Origin of the sequence: Chlorogloea sp. CCALA 695 (genome assembly GCF_003003885.1) — a bacterium.
Taxonomy (GTDB): Bacteria; Cyanobacteriota; Cyanobacteriia; order Cyanobacteriales; family Chroococcidiopsidaceae; genus Aliterella.
In genome coordinates this window covers 1-3,561 of sequence record NZ_PVWN01000129.1, presented here as the reverse complement: position 1 = coordinate 3,561, position 3,561 = coordinate 1, and the positions used below count along the sequence as shown (strand labels likewise).

Below are 3,561 nucleotides of genomic sequence, written 5' to 3'. Positions count from 1 at the left end.
ATCGTTTTTAAGGTTAATTGCGTCGCTGTTTGAGGTCAGATATGAAACTAATGCTCTATTAAATTTATCCTAGTAACAGTATTCCTGAGTTACATCTTGTAACTAATACTCACACGCCTGACGGACAGCGAGTTTCAGCTAACTGCTATTAGAAAAATATTTCTGAGCTTGTGAGGTTTTGACTTTCAGTAATTTTATGAAGTACCAAGCTTTTTACCCCTAGACAATCTGTTAGCATCATATCAGTTATCAAACCTAATTATTTAAAGAATTAGCTGACTACTATTTTATGAATTACCGTAATTTTTAAATTAAGCCATTTTATGAACTAGCAAGCTTTGTCTATTTATACATTGCTTGCTATGCCTACTTTCTAAGCTAGATTAATTAGTATGAAAAGCAATGTATTATCTAGTTTCTCGTAGTAAATAAAAGTATGAACTATTTTGATAGTTACTAAGTTTAGTAGCAAAGTTTTCTTGGGGTTGACAATCGTTTAAACAAGTTTTAATTTCTTTTTAAGCCTGTAATAAGAGCAAGCTTAGGGAGAGGATAAAAGTGCTGTGACGGCTTTACTGCTCCTCGCCAGTTTATAAACGTCTTACCAGGAGAGTATGTGCCTTATGTCAGCTAAAACGTCCAGTAATGTTCAAGCAAATACAATGCTAAATACGAGTACGAATAGGAAAAAAATAGCGTCCGTAGTACGCAAGCTATCAATCGCAGTTAGTAGAAATATTAAGCCTGCTAATTTGGTTCTCAACGCGGCTTTTTGAGCGGGTTCTTCTTAGCTCCATCTAAAGCGGTAAAGAAAAATGCTAAGACTTCCTCTAATCCTTCGCTGTAGTCAATGTCTTCGTCTAAGCAGTATTGCTTAAACCGCCGTGCTAAGTTACGTGGTACGTGCGCTCGGATTTGCTCGTAATTAGGGTCGTCTTTTTTCGCCACCTAGTTTAACAGATAAATAACTTGAGGAATAATTGTCGCATTAACAGGATTGCACTGGCGTAAAAGTGCAACGTTGCAACGTTGCAACTTTAAGTTAGACTGAGGAAGTGTAACGAGCGCTTTCTAATTAGACTGCTGATTAATGGCTGCTTTGTAGTTAAAAGTATTAGATAGTCGTTAAGAAAACAGTAGTTGAGTTAAGGTCTAAGCCAATAGAGGTGAAGCAGGTCGATAAGAGTTGTAGAGATTTCATCAGCAGAAACATTGAGTTTTGAACCGGATTGAGCATTTTTACTGATGTTAGAGAGATCGATAATTTTACTAATTTGTTTTACCTAATTACCTTTGAGGAGCAATACACATGAGTTTCAGCAAAACATCTAATGAATTATCAGAGTATAACTATACGATGTTAGAGCCAGAGATCAAAATTGTTGTTCAACAACGCACTAGCGAGATTAAAAGTCTGATGCGGCGTACTGCTTCTGACACGATTGACATTGGACAGAAGTTGATTGAGGTGAAAGAAAAGCTAGAGCATGGTGAGTTTGGTAAGTGGTTAAAGGCTGAATTTAGCTGGGGCTTGACTACTGCTTGGAAGTTAATGAAAGTAGCAGAGACTTTCAAATCTTCACAATGTGAAGATTTGGATATCACTCCTTCGGCTTTGTATGTACTAACTGGAACTTCTATACCTGGGGAAGCTAGGGATGAAGCTTTAGAACGTGCGCGTGCTGGAGAAACTATTACTTTTACCAAGGCAGATGCGCTGATTAGTAAGTATAAGCAATCAAGGGAAGCAAACACGTTATTTGAGCCAGTAAACGAGAGTATTGCTGCTGAAATTGTTGATGAACACTCAAAAGTAACTGCTAGTGAATCATTGCCCCAAACATTTGAGAACGCTCCCGTTAGTTGTAACCAAGATAAGTTAGAATCACCAGAGCAAAGAAATACTCTCAACCAAGCTAGAAGTGAGTTCCAGTATTCCCCTAGTCTTGAAGAAGAAGCAAAACAAAGACAACAGCAACACATCGCAGTAGGCGAGATTTACAATAGCTTAGTTACTAATATCAATTATCTTGCTCAAGAAAATATATTCGAGCTAATAGATATTGCTAGTCTAAAAGCTTTAATGCACGACATAACTGTTTTAGTTCAACGCAAAGAATCTTCATTGAGCAGACAACCTAACTCCAATTACAACAGTTAATAATTGAAGGAGAAGCGCTCTATTACTAATATAGGACCCAAAACCTTTGCTATGAGTTAACTACAAAAGCTAACAAGTGGAGTGAAGGTTAAACTTTAACTGTTTAATTATAGAGACCTAGCTGTTTTTGGGTAAATTAGCTTCAAAAACAGTGTAAATGCTAGTAGGCGATCGCATACTGATGACAATGAGAATTTGTGCGGTCGTCTAACCTCTAAATACCAAATATTGATAAGTTTTTGTCAAATTAAGACGGAGTTTTGTATTACTGAAATTCATTGCTCTTTAGCTTTAGAATAATGCAAATAAGTTTCTAATAAATCTTAATAATCAAGCGGTCATTTTGCTTGACAGATAATTTAGATAGTCTAATATAGGAATTCATAACCGTTAATTAAGGGTTATAACTACAGTCATAATTTTCGACATTTACAAACGCTAAAAAAATAGTGCTGTGCTAATTGCAGCAGGTTTCGAGTTTGAGCATAGTTTCAATTGGTAATAAAACTAGGGTCGTCAAACCCTTGTAGCGACTGAGTTATTCGCTAGTAATTTCATGTTTCTGGATAAATAGTTAGTAACTCAATTATTGCACCCAAGAGTAGCAAATGTTATTGCTAACAGTAATAACATTCGCTACTCACCAGTAATCCAGAGTTGTTAACTGGTAAAAGGTAAAAAATTAAAGTTTTCCTAGACCCAGTGATTCCAGCCTTTAAATTTCTGTACTGAAGTATCTATTTCAAAGCACAAAAGGTTTGTGCTAATCAACAGTAACACTGGGGAAAATGTTGTATGACTAATTACAGTGCTATTCCAGTCCAAAACGAACAAAATTTAATTGAAATCTGTCAAAGAATGCTTCTGGCTCCAAATAAGGAAGCGTTAACTGGGATTGAAAAGCGCTTAGGAGATCGCGCCTTTGCCGAACTTCTGAAGCGATATAACAGATGGATATGGAAGCAAATCAAATCGAGTCCCAGGTTAGATCCAAACGATGCTTACTCAGCAGCGCTTGAGGGTTTTCAAAAGGCGATCACGACGTTTGACTTGGCTTCCGGCAATGCCCTCGCGTCATGGGCTTATCATTGTGTGCGAGGCGCTTTAGGGACTGTATTACGAAAGGAACAAGGTCAAGTAGCCAGGATGGAAAAGCTAACGGCTAGTAATACGGCGCTTGTTTACGAAGAAGAACTGCAAGACCCTTATGAAGAAGAGCAGTTGTACCAATGTGTAGAAAAACTGCACGGGGCAGCAGCACAACTGAGCGAAACGGCTCAACAAATAGTATTGAAGCGGAATGAGGGGATGAAGTTTGCAGCGATTGGTGCTGAACTAGGCAAGTCGGCTGATGCGACAAGGATGGCATACAACAGAGCGGTCGCTGCGCTCAAACTAAT

The 3,561-nt window shown here is 37.9% G+C and carries 3 protein-coding genes; 2 read left to right on the top strand and 1 reads right to left on the bottom strand.

The features are described 5' to 3' along the window. Nucleotides 1-759 precede the first annotated feature (759 nt). The gene (locus C7B70_RS25245; protein ID WP_106371620.1) at nt 760-948 is read right to left on the bottom strand and encodes a hypothetical protein; all 189 of its coding nucleotides are present in this window, start codon (nt 946-948) and stop codon (nt 760-762) included. Nucleotides 949-1,309: 361 nt separating this feature from the next. Between C7B70_RS25245 and C7B70_RS25240 the strand changes: the two genes are divergently transcribed. Both C7B70_RS25240 and C7B70_RS25235 read left to right on the top strand, forming a co-directional pair. After that, complete coding sequence (locus tag C7B70_RS25240; protein ID WP_106371619.1) at nt 1,310-2,161, top strand: DUF3102 domain-containing protein; 852 nt, start codon at nt 1,310-1,312, stop codon at nt 2,159-2,161. 795 nt (nt 2,162-2,956) lie between these two features. Beyond that, nucleotides 2,957-3,561, top strand: a 605-nt coding sequence (locus tag C7B70_RS25235; RefSeq protein ID WP_106371618.1) for a sigma-70 family RNA polymerase sigma factor, incomplete at its 3' end; no start/stop codon positions are given.